We start from the raw sequence: 16,190 nt of genomic DNA on the forward strand, positions 1-16,190 counted from the left end.
GTTCGGCTTCAGGATATCCCAAAACCACCCCTGCAGGTGTTCCGGTCAAAATGATGTCCCCCGGCTCCAAAGTCATGTGATCAGAGATGTAACTGACAATCTCATCACAGTGGAAAATCATATCTGAGGTGTTTGAATCCTGCCGCAGTTCACCGTTCACATAGCAGCGAATCCCCAGATCATTTGGATCCCCGATTTCATCGGCGCTCACCAAGTATGGGCCCAATGGACTGAATCCATCGCAAGATTTCCCCAGCAACCATTGATGGGTTCTAAACTGAAGATCTCTTGCTGAGAGATCATCGGCGTTGCAGTAGCCATACACGTACTCCAGGGCGTCCGCCTTGCTGACCTGTTTCGCTTTTTTGCCGATGACGATAACCAACTCAGCTTCATAATCTACTTGTGTCGAGTTGTGCGGCAACAACACATCCTCTTCATGGGCAGCCAGCGTGTTGTTGAATTTGTTAAATAGAATCGGCGTTTCCGGAATCGGCATGTTGGATTCCTCTGCATGCTTGCGATAGTTCAGACCGACGCAGATGATTTTCTCTGGCTTCGTGACACAGGGCCCTAGTTTCAGGCTTTCCTCTGCGTGAAACAGCGTTGCATCATTTCTATCCAGCACAAGACGAACATAGCCTTCCAAACTGGCCAAGGCCGAAGCGCCGCCCTGTAAAAGTTCTTCCACAGAAGTAGGGACAGCATCAGCCGCCGGAATCTTGCTTAGGGCTTTATCGACATCCAGAATGCCTTGTCCTGTTTTCACACCGAGTTTCAGCTTGTCTTCTGCGTAAAATGTCAATGTTTTCATGATAAAAACTTCCTCCTCAACATCGGTTCAGGGTTTCACTGCACACAAAGCGTTAACTCATTTGATTTAGGCCATTTTGCCAAAGGTTGCGCCGCCATCCACATACAATGGCGAACCCATGACAAACGAAGATTCATCAGACGCGAGGAACAATGCCGCCGATGCCACATTTTCCGGCCGCCCAAGATCGCCGCCGAGTTGCCGTTTGCGAATGGTTGCCAAAGCTTCTTCTGGATCATCATAGGAACTTTTTAAGTAGTTTTCGACGAAGGGCGTCAGAATGGTGCCTGGCAAAAGGGCGTTAACGCGAATGTTGTATGGCGCGTAATCCACCTGCATCGATTTGGTCAACGCCAAGACCGCACCCTTGGTGGAGGCATAGACCGCGCGCTTCATCAGACCGATTTCAGCCACACAGGAGGACATATTGATGATGCATCCGGCCTGCCGCTCCATCATGTGGGGCAGCACACCTTTCGACGTCAAATAGACCCCTTTTAAATTCACGTTGACGACTTTATCCCATAAATCCTCACTGGTTTCGTGCACAGCCCCCACACCGGAAATACCGGCATTGTTGAACAGCACATCTATTTTGCCGTAGGTGGCAAGCGCTTTGTCCACCATGCGCTCGACATCGGACGCCTTCGTGACATCTGCCTGAATGGCGATGGCAGTGCCCCCAGCTTCGCGAATGGCGCTCACCGTCGCCTCGCCTTGCTCGGCTGACACATCATTGACCACGACTTGCGCGCCTTCTTTGGCGAACAAAAGTGCTGTACACCGGCCAATGCCAGAACCGGAACCTGTAATCAGAGCCGTTTTGCCTTCTAACCTCATGTCGCTCACTCCTTCTGCGAATGCCTCTTTGCATGACCAGCCAACCGCGATAAACGGCCAGCCAAATCTAGAATTTCCCCTCGCGCAAGCGCCTGCTTCACCTCAAAATCAGCCTTGGTCAGCGAGCAACTGACGGCCGCAATCATCTGATCCGCGTAGTTGTACACTGGCGCCGCTAGACAATAAAACCCCAACACGGCTTCCTCGTGATCATACGCAAACCCATCGCGCCTCATCTCTGCCAGTTGCTGCTGCAATTCGGCCAGACTACTGACGGTATATGGCGTCAACTTCTCAAAACGATAATCTGCATACATTTGTTCCAATTCGACATCCGCATACCCACTCAACTGAATTTTTCCCAGTGCGGTCGCATGGGCGGGAATGCGCATGCCTGGGTAGGAGACGACGTGCGGCGCCCTGATTTCTTCCTTGGCCAGATACAGCACTTCGCGCTTATCCAATACGCCAAGCTGAATCGTCAGATGAATCCGCGCGACCATTTTTGCTGCTTCTTCATGAAACGAGCGAAGCAAATCAAATTGATGAAAATACGCGGCGCTCAGTGTGCCCAAATTCGCGCCCAGCGTATAGGTATCTCCTTTTTCTTTGACAATCCAACCAATTGATTCAAGTGTATGCAGCATGGAAAACATCGAGCTCTTGTTCACCTCGAGTTTGTTTGCCAAATCAATCAAACGGTACTTGGAAGGCGCGGACGCAATCATCTCCAATACATCACGAGCCCGCTCGATGGCCGGTACCCAGTATTTTTTCTCCGCTGTCTTCACACTCCCACCGTTCATCTCCATGACAACCTCACCATGTCTCCGCTTTCATTACACAAATGACCCATGCACCTCCTCATCGCCTGAAAAGGTTCACATCGCTCGTTTATTATAGAAAACTAAGTTTATTAAACTGCCTACAAATCAAAACGTCAATATCAAATCTCAATTTTGAACGAAATATTCAAAAAGAGAGGACTACGCCAATATCACACGCTGGCGTAATCCTCTCTTTTCATCTATTTTTTACGATGGCTGTGCCAATACTACAATTGCACGGAACAGGACTTAGACATCGCGACAACATCTGCTGTCTTCACTTCTTCATTGAGGCGGTCAGACAAATAGATCCCTTCACTGATCAACATCGTCTGCAACGCGATTTCCGCAGTCGGCAGCAATTCGACCCGTCCCTGTAGCGCTGCGATCCAATGGTGTTGTGAGGAGTCATAAGCATCTGGATTCTCCTCCAGCTGATGCCAGCGGTAGTCCGCGCCATTCAATTCAAACGTGCTGTTCATCTCCATATCGCACAGCGTCGTATGGAAGCTCAACGGCGTTTGCTCCCCGTTCGCAATACCAGGCAGGCGAATGCCGCCTTTTGACCCTGCGATACTGCTGCCCTCAAAACCATTCAATTGAATCGCCCAGGATTCGATCACGTCAAGCGTCAAGCCATTCGCAAAGCGGACAAAGCCAACGCCCAACTCTTCCACATCAAAACCGCTCTCATTTTTCCTCGCTTCATCCATGCCCAGCTCTTGATAGGTTTTGCCGGAAATCGTCGCGACTTCTGGAACACCCACTAGATATAAGATTTGCGCGAGATGGTACACACCCATATCAAACAACGCGCCACCGGAAGCGGTTTCTTTTCTGGTAAAGTACTTTGTGCCGTAGCCATCGACAAAAGGACGGCCGCGCCGGCGATAACCTGTCGAGCGCGCGTGATAGAGTTTCCCCAGTTCTCCGCCGTCAATCAGCCGTTTTGCCGCCTTCGTCTCCCGCGTATACAACGTCCCCAACTGAATGTGCAGTTGTTTCCCGCACGCTTTTGCCGCATCGACCATCGCCTTGCCGTCAGCGTAAGAGCCAGCAATGGGCTTTTCACAGTAGACGTGCTTTCCGACCTCCAGAGCTGCAATCGTGACCGGCGCGTGGAAGTTGTTGTGGAGACACACGTCGACCGCGTCGAGATCGTCCCGTTGCAAAAGTTCGCGAAAGTCTGTGTATACGTTGGGCACCTGATATGTGTCGGCGACTCGACGCAATTCCGCTTCGTTCACATCCGCAATGGCGACAACCTCCACGCCAGCAATTTTAGCGTAGTTCTCCAGATGTGTCTTGCCAATGATACCAACGCCGATGACACCTACCCGAATCTGCTCCATTCGGGTTCACCTCCTCTTTTATCGCGCCTGTAGCGCAACCGTCCGCTGCAGGCTTGCCAACTGCCACGCCACTTGCACATACTCGTTTTGCGCAGAGTGATGTTCTACACCGAGATAGCCTTTGTACCCGGCATCCGCCAGCATGTTCAGCTTTTCCTCATAGCGCGGTTCAACCCAAGCGGCTAAATGCGTGTGGAACGCATACGGCGCACAGATTTGATCCCCATTCTGCGCGTCGACATCCCAATTCTCAAAATGAAGCAGAATGCCAAATGCCGGACTGTCGACCGCATCATAGACTTTTTGAATATTGGTCGGTACGCGTGAAGCGCCCCAATGGTTTTCCGGACCAACCATATAGCCATTCTCCTGCGCCCGGCGCGTATATTCCTGATATCGTTTGACCGTATATTCGAATTGCTCCTCCGTCATTTCCGTATCCCGGCCGCCCATGTCGATGCGCACCGTACGCGCGCCCAACACTTCAGCAGCATGTAAATGCGCAAGCGCATTGCGGTAATTTTGTTCCCTCGTCTCTGCATCTGGCTCCCACAAATGCGCGCCGTCAACACACAGATTGGCTAGACACAGCCCCCGCTCGTCCAACGCTTGGCGGACTTTTTTCAGATAGTCGTCCTCCATGCTCACGAGCATACCGTTCCAGATATCCGCAGCGTTCAGATGGTAACGATATTTCACACTTTCCAGATAGCCAAATACATCTATTTTCTCTTCCTTTAACAATCCGTGAAATGAATAGGACGCAATACAAATATTCATCAGTTCAACTCCCATTCGCGATTCATACAGCCTGTCTGACACGGAAAAAGACAATGGGTCGATCTCGTCACCACTGACACACAATTCGCATAATTCCACAGTCGCACAGGTTATCGTCAAATCCTCACCATCGCCAAATTGCCGACACAAACGAGATCTGACGCAGCCGCAAAATCACCTCCTCGCCGTCGAAGATTTGGTTTCACTGTGTCGATCCGGCATTTCTGGTTACAGTAACAGTTTACCACCCGCTCTATCTTATGCGGACAACTCATTTTGTAATTCTTGCGCAACGGCAAGTGCCATCCTCTACCGTACCTTCAACCACCGCAAACGAACAAATGTGAACAACAGCCAGATGATGGCCGTCACGACACAGAACCACATCAGGTAAGCGGCGTGTGTGGTTGATGCTTGATGCAGCGCTGTATCTACGACAATGAATGCAACAACAGCGCTCAAAATCAATGCAACACCATGCTGTGTTTGGTGGAACACGAATAGGTTGGACAACCGTTCGTTGTCGGCGCGTTCAAACAATCGCACTGCAAGCCAACAGCAAATTAGGCTGGCCAGCAAAAACCAGACGAAAAACAATGCAGGATGTCCCCAGGTTTTCGTAAACGTCATGTTGTACCAGTTGAGCGGACTTAGGTGACTGATGATCCACATCAGCTTCCAACTAGTCGGAATATGCGCGGTCGTGTGCCCGTCAACAAAGTAAATGAGATTTGCGCCCAACCAATTGACCAGCAGCGCGCCAAGGTACATGGGCGCAACGGTCACGCCGAATATGATGATTCCCGCTGCGAAGGGGTTGCCAAGCACGGTCGAAATCAACACCGTCAGCCCATACATCCCCATCAGTATCCCGACCTCGGCCAACCACCAGCGAGCTATTCCCGCGATGGAATAATGCGCGTGAACCGCTCCGTCGATAATGCAGAGGGACGCGCCAAGCACTGTGAAGACGCCGACAATGATGGCGGCATCGACGAGGAATTTCGTCCGCAGAATGGTAGACTTGGAAGTTGGGCCACCTAGCGTAACCCAAAAGGTGTCGTGATACCGTTCAATCCAGATGGAGTATAGCGCAAACACCACGACCACGAGACAAGCCCATATCCCCGTGGTATAGCGATTTTCAATTTGATTGACCGTGTCCGCGAAATTCAATGCGACCACATCAACCGCTTGCCAATGCCCTGGGCTACCTATCTGAATGATGCGCCGCCCGTTGAGCGGCATCAAAGTTTGCAAGTACACAGATGGCGCAATCAACAGAAATACGAATAGCGCAGCCCAGCGTTTATGTAGCCACTCCTTATAAAACAATGCTTTTTGATAACTGAATTCGGCCACCGACCATGCCCTCCTTTACCAACAACGCCTGAAACCAGTGTTCAAGCGATACCGCTCTGATATCGATCACGCTGCCGCCCGACCGCTCCAATTCCGCTTGCGCCTCGGCTGTGTCCCCTTCCAGCACAAGAGTGCAGCGCCTGCCTGCCTGTTTGACGGACAAGATGGCATGGTCCTGTAAGTTGACATCGTGACCACTCGGTACGAGCGCTGCGATTTCGCAGACGTGTTCCTTCAGTTGGTCCACATTCTTCGTTGCAAGTATGCGTCCGCGGCCAAGCACGCTTAACGTGTCTGCCATCTGCTCAACTTCTGACAGTTCGTGTGTCGCGCAGATGACGGTGACGTCACGGAGTGCCACTTCCTGCAGCAACATGTCCACAATTTGCTGCTTCGACACCGGATCAATCCCAGTCAGCGCCTCATCTAACAACAAAACCTGCGGCATCGCCGCGAAGGCCATCATCCACTTGAGCTTCATCTTCATCCCCAGCGACAGTTGCCGAACTCTTTTCGTTACGGGCATCCCCCAAGCGGCAACGAGTTGCTGACAGCGAACCTCGTCCCACGCGTCGTATAAGAGGCGCGCGTACTGAAGCACTTCGCCAACCTTGAACATCGGGAATATGTGCGTATCGGCGCCCACATAGTGAACCCACTGCCGAACCCTCGGATTGTCCCTGACAGGCTCGCCCATGACGCAAATCTCGCCGGATGATGGATTCAATAGATTCACCATCAGTTTAAGCAATGTGCTCTTCCCCGCTCCGTTTGGCCCAATCACCGCATGCACACGCCCTCGGCTGACGGAAAAATCCACGTTGTCCAGGACCACATCGCGCTCAAACCGCTTGGTCACGTTTTTCATCTCAATGGCTAGGCTCATGCAGTCGTTCCTCCTCTATTCCGATTCCATTCAGCCAGTACCTCGTCAAACATTTGTCTAAGTTCCTCTGACGACATATTTGCGTAATGCGCATCGACCATCCATCTCTGCATAGCCTCGCGCAACGCCCGCTTACGTATGGAGATATCCGGGGGTTCCGTCGGTGTGGCGACTTTCGATCGCAATGGAATTGATTGACCGACAAAAAAATCTTTCTATTCCCGAATTATCTTTCTATTCTCGAATTGAATTTTGTGTGAAATGGTTCTATCACCCACTCGCTAGATTAAAATAACCTATGTAGCGATAACCACAGGGAGCTGATGTATGTGAGTTCAACGAGTCAAATTATCCTTTTGCACGAAATATCTCAGCTCAAATCAAACGAAGCTCAATGGGAACCATTTGCTTGGTATAAAGAGATGAGAGAAAACAATCCTGTGATTTATGATGCCGAGCAAGATGTGTGGAATGTGTTTTTATATGATCATGCCAAACGTGTGCTTTTTGATCACGAGTTGTTCTCCAACAAAAAGGAACGCAGTCTCATTCCCATCCCCAGAAACGACAACCGAAGCAACGTCAATTCTTGTGATCCACCGGAACACCGCAAGCGCCGGGCGCTTCTCGCCCATGCTTTCACTCCGCGAAGTCTGGAAGAATGGAGACCCAAAATCCAAGCGATCACTGACGAATTGGTCAAAGAGATGGAAGATCAGATGAGCGTGGATATCGTACAAAAGCTGGCCATCCCCTTACCGGTAACCGTCATCGCCCGTTTGTTGGGTGTGCCTGCGAAAGACCGGGAACGGATTAAGCACTGGTCAGATATTCTCTTTTCCCCGTATAACAAAGAAGCTTTTAGCGATATCGCCGAGCAAAAAGCACAAGCCATGCAGGCGTTTTATGACTACCTTTATCCCATCGTGCAAGAGAAACGAGCACATCCTGTGGATGACATCATTTCCGATTTGACCAAGGCCGAGCTTGAAGGCGAACAATTAACGGATAGAGAAGTGGTGATGTCCAGCATCGGATTGTTGGGCGCAGGCAATGAAACCACAACGACGCTGATTTCCAACATGTTTTACGCCATGTTATTCGACAAACCCGGCATATATCAGGAACTGCGAAACGACTTGTCATTGGTGCCCAAGTTGATTGAGGAAGTGTTACGTTTTCGCTTTCCAGCTTCCATGGATAGACAGATTGCCCAAGATACAAACGTATTTGGCTTTGAGATGAAAAAAGGGCAGATCATCGTGGCATGGATAGGCGCCGCAAACCGCGATGAAGCTCAATTTGAGCATGCGGAAGCATTTGATATTCATCGTCAAGGGAATCAAAAACATTTAACTTTTGGTGCCGGTTCGCATTTCTGCTTAGGTGCTCCACTTGCTCGGATGGAAGCAAACATTGCTTTAACCACGTTTGTGAAACAGTTCGCCAATATTCAACCAGCGGAAGCATTCGACCTTACAGAACATTTGATTGATTCCGGGGTGGGCCAATCCCTTCAAAGTTTACCCATCCGGTTGGAAAGCGTTTAGCAGTGGTTCACAAAACAACTAGGGGGTTCGCCCCCTCGGTTATTTCGCATGATACGACCAAGCAGAACCATTCATTTTTGAACCAAAGACGTTTAAAAGGATTTCGCCGCTCAGCTACACGGTTACACTCACCAGAAACCACTTGTTTTATGAGTTTAGCTGCCTACGCCTTGTGCTTCCACTAGTTCTTTTTGGAGGATCACAAACTTACAAGGTACAGCCAGCAACTCCACTAACGCTGGAAACAATGAATCAACCGATTCAGTGCGAACGGGACGATATCCTATCCGCATATACCAGTTTTTCAAAATCACCTTTGCCGGATGAGAGCCCACCTGTGGTTCCAACAATTCAAGTTGCATGCTACGAAGGTGTTCCTTTATACACTTTTGTTCAGCAAACCGCACTAACGCGCGTCCAATGCCAGTTCCCTGGAAGTCGTTGTCCACAGCAAGCATGCCAAATTCTCCTGTTGATTCGTCAATTCGTCTAATATGAACACATCCAACAATCCCCCGGGGTGATCGAGCGACAGCCATCTCCCCAGCGCGAACGAGATCGACCACTTCCTCCACAGTCGTACGAATGGCTCGTCGTTTCCAAAGACTCCCCTCGGACGCAGCGTAAACACGGTTCACGATGTTCACGATTTGCTTCATTTCAACTGCATGGGTATTCGCATGACAAGGCAACATTTGAATCTCGATGGATTGCATGATGAGTAATCCCTCTCTATTTATAGATAAATTCCTCGTTCGTCGTCATCTCTTTATTGTACTATTTTACGAAATTTGCAGTTCCGGTTGCCAACAGGGAAAACCGCAGACGAATCGCCTGCGGCACGGTCACTATGGATATCCTGATTTACGCTCACTTTGCCATTTTGGCGATACGACTTACGTTTTTGTAAACAAACCTTTCCCACTTGTACAATCCAGCAGTTCCACTCATGACTGCAGCAGCATGTCGAGCATGCCAATCTCCCACGCGTTGATTATGTTGTTGTTGCCAATCCGCCAACCTTTTTGCATTCTGTTTCGCCATTTGCGCGTGACGCTGATGAAAAGCGCGATGTCGTTTCATATGCAAATTCGCATTGCTGCGCAGAGCATGTGAATGGTGGTGATGGTGACTCATGTCTTCTGGAAGCCCAAATTTCACAGCGATCTTCTGCACCATCGCGCGGTGTCAGCGCTTGATGTTATTCAGCATCATATTTTCTCCCTTCGAATCAACGGATGCCTCAATTTAAACCACAATCACGACTCGCTTCCCATGAAAATCATCGCGTTCCCACACATCCGCAACATCTTGAAGCGCGACTTGCTCGATATCCATGCGCAACTTGCCAGCCCGGATCCAATCCCACACCTGCGCGGCGCCCGCCGGTATCGCTTCAGGCGTTAAACCTGCGCCCGCACCCATTATCTCAAGCCCCGTCGTCCGCAGCGCATCCGCCAAAAGCGAAATGGTCGATCCCGCCTTCTCTCCAATCTGCACCAACCGCGTCCTCCCTTGCGCGAAGCTCAACCCCTGTGGCACCAACGAGCGAATCAACAACTCCGTCACACGCCCCCACAGAAAATCGAGAATGACGTCAAACCCCTTCCCCGCCTCTCGACGAAACTGCTCGACAAGCTGTTCATCAGCCTGCTTCAAATCAATGACGGTATCTGCGCCTAACGCTGCAATTTGCTTCAACGACGCCTCATTCCGCCCGGTTGCAACAATTCGCCCTGCGCCCAACAGCTTGGCGATCTGCACGGCAAGTTTACCAGCCACACCGGTTGCGCCATTGATGAACACCGTTTCCCCAGCCTCAAGCCTTGCTCCCCATTTGAGCGGAAAGAGAGACGTCAAAGCTGAGGCAGGCAAAGCTGCCGCTGTAACGGCGTCAACGGACGTGGGAATCGGCACTGTATATTCCTTTGGCACGACTGTCTTTTCCGCCATCGCTCCATACGGTCCTTTCACGCCGCCAAATCCGACCAACCTGCCGTCAGGAAGTTCCCCAATACCGTCGAAGCCAACGATGGCCGGGAGCGTGGATAAGAACTGACGACTCGCAAAATGTGTTCCCTCTGCCATCATCTTATCCACATTTTCCAGCGCCACCGCTTTCACGTTGATGAGCACCTCCCCCTCTCCAGGAACCGGATCCGGAAAATCCTCATATCGCGGGATTTCCCCAAACTGGTACAGTACCGCTGCCTTCACGTGCTCTCCCCCTCGTATTTCAGATGTTAAAGTCGCACTCTCTCTAACATGTATAGATTATATTTCAAAATATAGTCTACATGTGTTAGACTGTCAAGGAAATGGTGCGAAGGAGATAAAACGATGGCGCTCAACAAGGGCATGATTGTGGACGAAGCTTTAAAACTGCTCAATGAAAGCGGCATTGATCGCGTGAGTTTGCGGGAACTGGCAAAAAGATTGGGCGTCAAAGCGCCTACATTATACTGGCACGTGAAAAATAAGGCAGCGTTGATCAACGAAATGGCCGAACGAATACTGCAATCGGAATTTCATGACCTGCAGGCGCGAGGTTCTGATGAAGCTTGGCAAACGTGGCTGATGGACGTATTCAATCGATTGCGCAGAGCGATGCGCGCTTACACGGATGGGGGACGTGTTGTCGCAGGCGCTCACCTATCTTTAAGCATGTCCGACGTCATGGAAACAGCCATCCGATCACTGCTCACCGCAGGTGTCAGTTTGCGGGAATCCCGTTTAATCGCGCTGACAGCGCAACATTTCACTTTTGGTTTTGTCATAGAGGAGCAGACGCCGCCTGACGCGGAAATGAGCGAGGATTTTGACATGGAGCAGTTCGCGAAAGACCATCCGACGATGATGGCCGGTATCGAGGAGTATTTTAATGCTGGTCATACAGCAGATGATCTCTTTAACGACGGGTTAAAGCTGATCATCAAGACGCAGTAATGGGGAGATTGAGTTAGCGCTTGCACCTAGACTTCATCACGCTCAACAAGGGAAGCCAAAAGCTCCCCTTGTCTTTGCCGCTGACCTGGAAACACGGTGATGCACAAGCGCTGCTATTCGCAGACTTTGGGACAACCCCTTTTAATTGAACATATTTACGAATTCTATTTGCGTTCATATGTGGCGATACATTTCACATATGCGCCGCCGTCTTCTTCTATCGTTCAAACTGAATCCCATATGCCAATGTTTCATTTGGGGTTTTCAAAACATACCCCGAAATATTTCGGAAATCCAACTCAAACCCCTCATCACCAAGTAGCATCTGCGAGGTTTTGTCAATGATGAACGGAATGCCCTTTGTCGCGGTGTATATGTCGTCTGCAGTCTGTTCGTCCAACCGCATTTGAACCGCCAACGTACAACTGCATCCGCCACCTTCATATTCGGCGGACAATCTTACACATTTCGGATCAGGTATGTGCATTTTCGACAATTGCTCAAAACACGTATCCGTCAAAACCATTTTCATGTTCATCGCCGTCCTTTTAAATCGTGATCGACGCTTAAACCAATCATTGCGATCTCGCCTGGTATCGTTCATCATACTTGCAAAGCATGTTGCTTCACGCAGTCCTTTTTTCGTTCGAAAGCCCGTATCGAGTCCAATGAGATGATCTCCATTGGATTAAACTGCCCTTCCACACCCCCGTCGCTGTCCGGGCGAACACCACTGCAAAACATCCCCAAAGAATCAAAAGCTGTACGAATCCCGCAATCGTGTAAAACGGATAACTCACAAGGTGGTCTAACGCATATGTGCCACTGGTGAAACTGCCAATTGGGAAGACGTAGCTCCACCACCCCATGTGAAAAGGCAATCCTTCACCGCGTTTACTCAGATGCAAGAGCGTATGCATTGTGGAAATGACAATCCACCAGATGCCAATGCCCCAAAGCGCCATGGAGAATACCAGCCCGATGACATGCAGCATATTTGCGTATTGGCCCAAAATCGCCTGTGTTTTTAGCGGCAACGTGCTGAATGTGCCCATTGACATACCTATCGGCCCAATCTCTACCCAAAGGCTCGGCGCTGCTTCGCCGCTCAAGCGCTTATGATACACCAGTCTCGCATAGACAAGTCCGCTAATCATGATGAACAGGAAAAATGTCGCGCCAAACATGGCGAATATCAGCGCTGTGATGGCAAACTGCGTCCCTGCTCCACCCCAAAAAGGGATGAGGTTTGCACCCGTAGCCGCCGCGACAATGGGCGGAACGACGGGGATCAGCCAAGTGGCCAACGCTTGGTGCTGTTCCACTTCATGCTCGGTGAACAACAAATACGGGACAACGATGACTGTGAAGATGGAAACAATGGTTCCCGCAACCCAAACCACTTTGCTGATATCCGTTGCCAAACCGCTGTTTAAGATGTGTGAACCAATCAGCAGATAATCATTGCCAACCACGTTGATCCCCATTGCGAATGCGCCGTAAAACAATGCCCGCGCCGGATGACGAAAATCGTTTAACGCCTCATCAGTATGGAAGATCCAGCGAAACAACCAAAATAGGAAAGCCACGATAAAAATTGCATTTAAAAGTCCAAATAGTACCGCTCCGATGTCATGTTGATATGGAATTGGAAATGGCGATGTGTAAGTCAGAACCGCAACAATGCCTACGCCCATTACCGTTGTGAACCAACTCGGTCCAAATTGCCTGATGACGCTCACTGCGTTCACCCCCGTCTTTGATTACGTGAACATGATATTCCAGCACTAAAAATAAGTAAAATACATTATTTTAATCAATATGATAAAATTTTATTATGATCACTTCAGCGGTGTGTATCTGAGCTATTTGCATACAAGACTGCATTTCGACCCACGCTGTACGCGCAAAGATCACATCCACTGTGAGCAGCGAATGTCGCCCGTCTTCATCATCATTTAGCCGATGAATGCGCCAAACTACGCCACTCGCACGCCCGCAAAATCCATGCATCTTTACGAAAAAGAATGATTGAAGCTGAAAACAAATTGGGCGCGTGAGATTGGACGAAAACCTGTCACTGCGAATTTAATTCGGCGGGGACTGTTCGACTGAGAATGGTCTGGGATACAATGGTTAATCCCACATCAATCACACAGCGCCACGCTAATTTGATGTCTGAATATCCGACAATGGCCTGTATAAATGCACCCATGGCGCTGGAAGATCCGCGATATCTGCGCAGTAAACAGCTTGAAGATAAGAATGAAGAGAAGGGACCGAGGTGTGTATCAAGATCTCATGGATCTCTGACGGAATTCGGGGAACCAGCGCATCATCCCGTTTTCGAAACGCTTCCAACTGCAAAAACATGCGGAGCGTCTTGCGATAAGACGTTCGTTTAGGATATCGTGGCATGCTTCCAGCGTCGTACTTAGAAAGATAAGCTCGATCACCATGGTCGGATAGGAGAGAATCGGCATCCAATTGCAATACTGCGAATTTCTCACACGGCTCTCTTCGAGTGTACATTTGCAGCATCTGTTGGCAAAGCCGGAGCGTCGGCCATAGAAACACATTCTGATCGAGGAACGCTCGAAACTGGCTGATGCTCGTATCTACATCCATCATGTCCTTTGAGATTTGGAGATGCGCGTTCAAAAAAGCGCTGTTTCCCTTAAACTCGTATGCCGTTTTCGTCGTTCGACGTTTTCCTTCCGGATTCGGATGGATGGCATCACTGGCATACAATCCATCGGAGAACGCAATCGAGCTCAAATTATCCACTCGTGTGAAATGAAATAAGGATTTTCGCTTTGGTGAATTTGTAATCCCGCCTATCTCTTCCCTCATGCATAGCCTCCAATCTTTTTACAAGTTGGTGACGTCACATCTCGCTTTTTCAGGTGTGATTGACAACGACGTTTTTTGTATGAAGTCCTCTAAATGTTCTTTCCAATTCTCCACCTGAGTATTTCCGTTCGCTCCACATTTGACAAGTGACATGGGAACTTATCAAGAGGTGCTCCAGGAATTAAAACAGCTGTGGTACGTTTTGGTCCAATATGGGCAGCGTGAACCAAAACACTGCGCCAGATGAAGCATCGGATCGACCTTTGACGCCAATCTCACCGCCATGCAGTTGAACAAGCCCGCGAGCAATGGCCAGGCCAAGGCCAGATCCGCCTGTGTGTCGAGTACGAGACGGATCGGACCGATAAAAGCGTTCGAAGAGTCGCACTTGGTCGGAAGGATGGACACCAGGCCCATGATCCGCCAAGGAAACCTGAACCAAATCGGCAGATTCAAGCGTCACGCCCAATTCGATGGCACCGCCCTCTGGTGAATAGCGAATGGCATTAAGAAGAAGATTGGCTACGACGCGATAAATCTTCTCTGGCGACAGGATGAGCACGGGAAGATTGTCCGGTATATCGACGACCATCGTCAGACGCTTTTCGTTCAACAGCAACTGATGGCTGTCTAGAACTTCGGCTAGCACCTGCTCCAGATGACATGGGACAGCGCCCAACGATTGATGTCCCGCTTCTAGTTTGGACAGTTCAAACAAGTCGTCAATTAAGCGACTGAGTCGACGGGTTTCATTGTGAATGGTCCGCAAATACCGATCCATCTCTACCTTTTCGTCTACCACACCATCCTCTAATGCCTCGACATAGGATTGGATGGCGGCGAGCGGAGTACGCAAATCGTGGGAGATGTTGGCGATGAGCTCTCGCCGTGTCCGCTCCATCCCCTCCAATTGAGCAAAGCTTTCAGACAAGCGATGACTCATCGTGTAAAGAGACCGCGCAAGATGGCGAACTTCGGCGGGCCCCCTCTCCGTGTTTACTTGCGCATCAAATGCCAGATGAGCCACTCTATCGGAGAACAGGACTAAGCGTCGTATTGATCTCGTGAGCGGAATGGTCATGAGTCCAAAAGCAATAGAGGACACTACGCCCGCTCCAATCGCAATCTCTGTCAACATCCACGTCTGGTTTAAGGTAAGCAGCATTTTCCAATATCCGATCATCAACGCCCCAATGAGCAGCGCCACACTGAGCAAATTGATGACGAGAAGTTGTACGCTGAGTTTCATACCGTCTTGCCTCCCGGCTCAAATCGATAGCCAATCCCCCACACCGTGTGAATCCAGCGTGGATTAGCCGGATTCTGCTCAATTTTCTCACGCAGGCGTCGCATCAAAACCGTCACCACATTTGTGTCAATGCTGTCTTCGTAACCCCAGACCAAATCCAAGAGCTGTCTCTTGGAAAAAACTTGCCCAGGCCTTCGCGCCATGACGAGCAATGCATCGAATTCCTTGACCGTTAGATTGACGATCTCTCCGTTCACAGTCACCCGGCGCCCACCCACGTCAATCGTCAATTTCGGAAATGCCAGAACGTCTTCAGTCACGGGCGTTTGCGCTGCAGGAGATGGAGACAAGCGCCGCAAGATATTCTGAATCCGCAACATTAACTCGCGCGGAGAGAATGGTTTCGTCAAGTAATCATCTGCGCCAAGGGTTAACCCCATCAATCGATCCCGCTCGTCCCCACGAGCAGTCAACATAATGATGGGCGCATCGGATTGCTTCCGGATATCCTGGCAGAGCTCGTAGCCATCTTTCTTGGGCATCATAACGTCCACTACAACCAAGTGCGGGCTCTCTTTTTGAAAGATCTCCCACCCTTGTTCGCCATCTGCTGCCATGAGAACGGTGTACCCCTCTCGCTCCAGGTAACGCCGACAGACATCTTGTATGTTTTCCTCATCTTCCACGACAAGAATTGTTTCTTTCAACGAAAAAGCCTCCGCTAGGTCGTA

The 16,190-nt window shown here is 50.0% G+C and carries 17 protein-coding genes; 3 read left to right on the forward strand and 14 right to left on the reverse strand.

Annotated elements, in window-relative coordinates; all coding sequences use genetic code 11:
* The 7 genes from ACFSB2_RS18980 to ACFSB2_RS19010 form a co-directional block, all read right to left on the reverse strand.
* Nucleotides 1–814: fumarylacetoacetate hydrolase family protein (locus ACFSB2_RS18980; protein ID WP_377944666.1), on the reverse strand; the 814-nt coding region annotated here is incomplete at its 3' end.
* Nucleotides 815–880: 66 nt separating this feature from the next.
* Nucleotides 881–1,654: an SDR family NAD(P)-dependent oxidoreductase gene (locus ACFSB2_RS18985; protein ID WP_377944667.1), complete on the reverse strand. Its 774-nt coding sequence runs from the start codon at nt 1,652–1,654 to the stop codon at nt 881–883.
* Between the two features lie 5 nt (nt 1,655–1,659).
* Nucleotides 1,660–2,466: an IclR family transcriptional regulator gene (locus ACFSB2_RS18990; protein ID WP_377944668.1), complete on the reverse strand. Its 807-nt coding sequence runs from the start codon at nt 2,464–2,466 to the stop codon at nt 1,660–1,662.
* A 242-nt stretch (nt 2,467–2,708) separates the two neighbouring features.
* Complete coding sequence (locus ACFSB2_RS18995) at nt 2,709–3,833, reverse strand: Gfo/Idh/MocA family protein (protein WP_377944669.1); 1,125 nt, start codon at nt 3,831–3,833, stop codon at nt 2,709–2,711.
* Nucleotides 3,834–3,851: 18 nt separating this feature from the next.
* Nucleotides 3,852–4,613 (reverse strand): sugar phosphate isomerase/epimerase family protein, encoded by a 762-nt coding sequence (locus ACFSB2_RS19000; RefSeq protein WP_377944670.1) that lies wholly within the window; start codon nt 4,611–4,613, stop codon nt 3,852–3,854.
* A gap of 309 nt (nt 4,614–4,922) precedes the next feature.
* Complete coding sequence (locus ACFSB2_RS19005) at nt 4,923–5,975, reverse strand: hypothetical protein (RefSeq protein WP_377944671.1); 1,053 nt, start codon at nt 5,973–5,975, stop codon at nt 4,923–4,925.
* The gene (locus ACFSB2_RS19010) at nt 5,938–6,861 is read right to left on the reverse strand and encodes an ABC transporter ATP-binding protein (RefSeq protein WP_377944672.1); all 924 of its coding nucleotides are present in this window, start codon (nt 6,859–6,861) and stop codon (nt 5,938–5,940) included. Before ACFSB2_RS19010 ends, ACFSB2_RS19005 begins: the two co-directional genes overlap by 38 nt.
* A 329-nt stretch (nt 6,862–7,190) precedes the next feature.
* On the opposite strand from ACFSB2_RS19010, the gene ACFSB2_RS19015 reads away from it, so the two are divergent.
* Nucleotides 7,191–8,411: a cytochrome P450 gene (locus ACFSB2_RS19015; protein WP_377944673.1), complete on the forward strand. Its 1,221-nt coding sequence runs from the start codon at nt 7,191–7,193 to the stop codon at nt 8,409–8,411.
* Between the two features lie 155 nt (nt 8,412–8,566).
* Here ACFSB2_RS19015 and ACFSB2_RS19020 read toward each other — a convergent pair whose 3' ends face one another.
* Nucleotides 8,567–9,127 (reverse strand): GNAT family N-acetyltransferase, encoded by a 561-nt coding sequence (locus ACFSB2_RS19020; RefSeq protein WP_377944674.1) that lies wholly within the window; start codon nt 9,125–9,127, stop codon nt 8,567–8,569.
* Nucleotide 9,128: 1 nt separating this feature from the next.
* On the opposite strand from ACFSB2_RS19020, the gene ACFSB2_RS19025 reads away from it, so the two are divergent.
* Nucleotides 9,129–9,527, forward strand: coding sequence for a hypothetical protein (locus ACFSB2_RS19025; RefSeq protein ID WP_377944675.1), 399 nt, complete (start codon nt 9,129–9,131; stop codon nt 9,525–9,527).
* 132 nt (nt 9,528–9,659) lie between these two features.
* Here the strand turns inward: ACFSB2_RS19025 and ACFSB2_RS19030 are convergent, their stop codons facing one another.
* Nucleotides 9,660–10,628 carry a quinone oxidoreductase family protein gene (locus tag ACFSB2_RS19030; RefSeq protein ID WP_377944676.1) on the reverse strand — a complete coding sequence of 323 codons (969 nt, stop codon included), beginning with the start codon at nt 10,626–10,628 and terminating at the stop codon, nt 9,660–9,662.
* 123 nt (nt 10,629–10,751) lie between these two features.
* Between ACFSB2_RS19030 and ACFSB2_RS19035 the strand changes: the two genes are divergently transcribed.
* Nucleotides 10,752–11,357, forward strand: coding sequence for a TetR family transcriptional regulator (locus ACFSB2_RS19035; RefSeq protein WP_377944677.1), 606 nt, complete (start codon nt 10,752–10,754; stop codon nt 11,355–11,357).
* A gap of 217 nt (nt 11,358–11,574) precedes the next feature.
* On the opposite strand, the gene ACFSB2_RS19040 is transcribed toward ACFSB2_RS19035, so the two are convergent.
* The 5 genes from ACFSB2_RS19040 to ACFSB2_RS19060 form a co-directional block, all read right to left on the reverse strand.
* Nucleotides 11,575–11,889: an iron-sulfur cluster biosynthesis family protein gene (locus ACFSB2_RS19040; protein WP_377944678.1), complete on the reverse strand. Its 315-nt coding sequence runs from the start codon at nt 11,887–11,889 to the stop codon at nt 11,575–11,577.
* Nucleotides 11,890–11,983: 94 nt separating this feature from the next.
* On the reverse strand, nt 11,984–13,099 hold the full coding sequence (locus tag ACFSB2_RS19045) for a TDT family transporter (RefSeq protein ID WP_377944679.1): 1,116 nt from the start codon (nt 13,097–13,099) through the stop codon (nt 11,984–11,986).
* Between the two features lie 424 nt (nt 13,100–13,523).
* A complete protein-coding gene (locus tag ACFSB2_RS19050; protein WP_377944680.1) occupies nt 13,524–14,210 on the reverse strand; it encodes a DUF7002 family protein in 687 nt (228 codons plus the stop codon).
* 181 nt (nt 14,211–14,391) lie between these two features.
* Nucleotides 14,392–15,459, reverse strand: a complete 1,068-nt coding sequence (locus ACFSB2_RS19055; RefSeq protein ID WP_377944681.1) for a sensor histidine kinase — start codon at nt 15,457–15,459, stop codon at nt 14,392–14,394.
* The gene (locus ACFSB2_RS19060) at nt 15,456–16,166 is read right to left on the reverse strand and encodes a response regulator transcription factor (protein ID WP_377944682.1); all 711 of its coding nucleotides are present in this window, start codon (nt 16,164–16,166) and stop codon (nt 15,456–15,458) included. Before ACFSB2_RS19060 ends, ACFSB2_RS19055 begins: the two co-directional genes overlap by 4 nt.
* Nucleotides 16,167–16,190 lie beyond the last annotated feature (24 nt).

The sequence above is a fragment of the Alicyclobacillus fodiniaquatilis genome (assembly GCF_042678105.1).
Classification (GTDB): Bacteria; Bacillota; Bacilli; order Alicyclobacillales; family Alicyclobacillaceae; genus Alicyclobacillus; species Alicyclobacillus fodiniaquatilis.

Coding starts and splice junctions, on each gene's coding strand:
- ACFSB2_RS18985 (WP_377944667.1), bottom strand. CDS start 1,654: ATGAGGTTAGAAGGCAAAACGGCTCTGATTACAGGTTCCGGTTCTGGC.
- ACFSB2_RS18990 (WP_377944668.1), bottom strand. CDS start 2,466: ATGGAGATGAACGGTGGGAGTGTGAAGACAGCGGAGAAAAAATACTGG.
- ACFSB2_RS18995 (WP_377944669.1), bottom strand. CDS start 3,833: ATGGAGCAGATTCGGGTAGGTGTCATCGGCGTTGGTATCATTGGCAAG.
- ACFSB2_RS19000 (WP_377944670.1), bottom strand. CDS start 4,613: ATGAATATTTGTATTGCGTCCTATTCATTTCACGGATTGTTAAAGGAA.
- ACFSB2_RS19010 (WP_377944672.1), bottom strand. CDS start 6,861: ATGAGCCTAGCCATTGAGATGAAAAACGTGACCAAGCGGTTTGAGCGC.
- ACFSB2_RS19020 (WP_377944674.1), bottom strand. CDS start 9,127: ATGCAATCCATCGAGATTCAAATGTTGCCTTGTCATGCGAATACCCAT.
- ACFSB2_RS19025 (WP_377944675.1), top strand. CDS start 9,129: ATGAGTAATCCCTCTCTATTTATAGATAAATTCCTCGTTCGTCGTCAT.
- ACFSB2_RS19035 (WP_377944677.1), top strand. CDS start 10,752: ATGGCGCTCAACAAGGGCATGATTGTGGACGAAGCTTTAAAACTGCTC.
- ACFSB2_RS19040 (WP_377944678.1), bottom strand. CDS start 11,889: ATGAAAATGGTTTTGACGGATACGTGTTTTGAGCAATTGTCGAAAATG.
- ACFSB2_RS19050 (WP_377944680.1), bottom strand. CDS start 14,210: ATGAGGGAAGAGATAGGCGGGATTACAAATTCACCAAAGCGAAAATCC.
- ACFSB2_RS19055 (WP_377944681.1), bottom strand. CDS start 15,459: ATGAAACTCAGCGTACAACTTCTCGTCATCAATTTGCTCAGTGTGGCG.